The organism is Allokutzneria sp. NRRL B-24872, from assembly GCF_002155965.1.
GTDB lineage: Bacteria > Actinomycetota > Actinomycetes > Mycobacteriales > Pseudonocardiaceae > Allokutzneria.
In genome coordinates this window covers 1-1,492 of sequence record NZ_MUMH01000229.1, presented here as the reverse complement: position 1 = coordinate 1,492, position 1,492 = coordinate 1, and the positions used below count along the sequence as shown (strand labels likewise).

At 69.2% G+C, this 1,492-nt stretch carries 1 protein-coding gene and 1 pseudogene; both read right to left on the bottom strand.

The annotated features are described in order from the left end of the window. Positions 1-366, bottom strand: a pseudogene (locus CCN37_RS36510) (hypothetical protein); the annotation flags it as partial. A gap of 16 nt (positions 367-382) precedes the next feature. Then, positions 383-1,492, bottom strand: a 1,110-nt coding sequence (ettA, locus tag CCN37_RS36505; protein ID WP_086829880.1) for an energy-dependent translational throttle protein EttA, incomplete at its 5' end; no start/stop codon positions are given.

Below are 1,492 nucleotides of genomic sequence, written 5' to 3'. Positions count from 1 at the left end.
TCCGGCCTCCAGCAACGGGCGCAGCAACGCGAATCCGGTGAGCGGCGTGCCGACCACCCTGGCGGAGTTCGCCAGCTCGATCCGCAGCCGCCAGCCCAGCTCGACCTCGCCGACCGCCTCCGCCGCGGCCATGGCGGCGACAGCGCGTTCGGCGACGGCGACACCCTGACCGAGCCGGTTCAGCGCGAACAGGGCCAGCATCTCGCCGCGCAGCCGGGCCCACTCGTCGGAGTGGGCGAGCGCGATCTCCGCGGCGCGCTCGCCCAGCACCAGCGTCAGCTCGGGCGCGCGCCAGCGAAGCCGCCAGGCGGAGGTGACCAGCAACCCCGCCTCGCTGCTTCCCTGGTTCGCACCACCAGCCGCCACTGTCGTCAGTCCCCGCTCAGCCTCTGGTCAGCTTGCGGTAGGTGACCCGGTGCGGACGCGCGGCCTCCGCGCCGAGCCGCTGGATCTTGTTCTTCTCGTAGCCCTCGAAGTTGCCCTCGAACCAGAACCACTGCGACGGGTTCTCGTCGGTGCCCTCCCACGCCAGGATGTGCGTGGCGACCCGGTCGAGGAACCAGCGATCGTGCGAGATGACCACCGCGCAGCCCGGGAACTGCTCCAGGGCGTTCTCCAGCGAACCCAGGGTCTCGACGTCGAGGTCGTTGGTGGGCTCGTCGAGGAGGGTGAGCGCGAGGTTCAGCCGGTTGCGCTCGCCACCGGAGAGCACGCCGGCGGCCTTCTGCTGGTCGGTGCCCTTGAAGCCGAACGCGCCGACGTAGGCGCGCGAGGGCATCTCGACGTTGCCGACCTGGATGTAGTCCAGCCCGCCGGAGACCGTCTGCCAGACGCTCTTCTTCGGGTCGATGCCCGCGCGGTTCTGGTCGACGTAGGACAGCTTGACCGTCTCGCCGATCTTGACGTTGCCGTCGTCGGCCTTCTCCAGGCCCACGATGGTCTTGAACAGCGTGGTCTTGCCGACGCCGTTGGGCCCGATCACGCCGACGATGCCGTTGCGCGGCAGGTCGAAGCTGAGCCCGTCGATCAGGACCCGGTCCTCGAAGCCCTTACGCAGCTTGTCGACCTCGACCACGATGTTGCCGAGGCGCGGGCCCGGCGGGATCTGGATCTCCTCGAAGTCCAGCTTCCTGGTCTTCTCGGCCTCGGCGGCCATCTCCTCGTAGCGGTCGAGGCGAGCGCGGGACTTGGTCTGCTTGGCCTTGGCGTTGGAGCGGACCCAGGCCAGCTCCTCCTTGAGGCGCTTCTGCAGCTTGGCGTCCTTCTTGCCCTCGACGGCGAGGCGCTCGGCCTTCTTCTCGAGGTAGGTGGAGTAGTTGCCCTCGTAGGGGTGGGTGCGGCCGCGGTCGATCTCCAAGATCCACTGGGCCACGTTGTCCAGGAAGTACCGGTCGTGCGTGACGGCGAGGACGGCGCCCGCGTAGCCCGCGAGGTGCTGCTCCAGCCAGAGCACGCTCTCGGCGTCCAGGTGGTTGGTGGGCTCGTCGAGCAG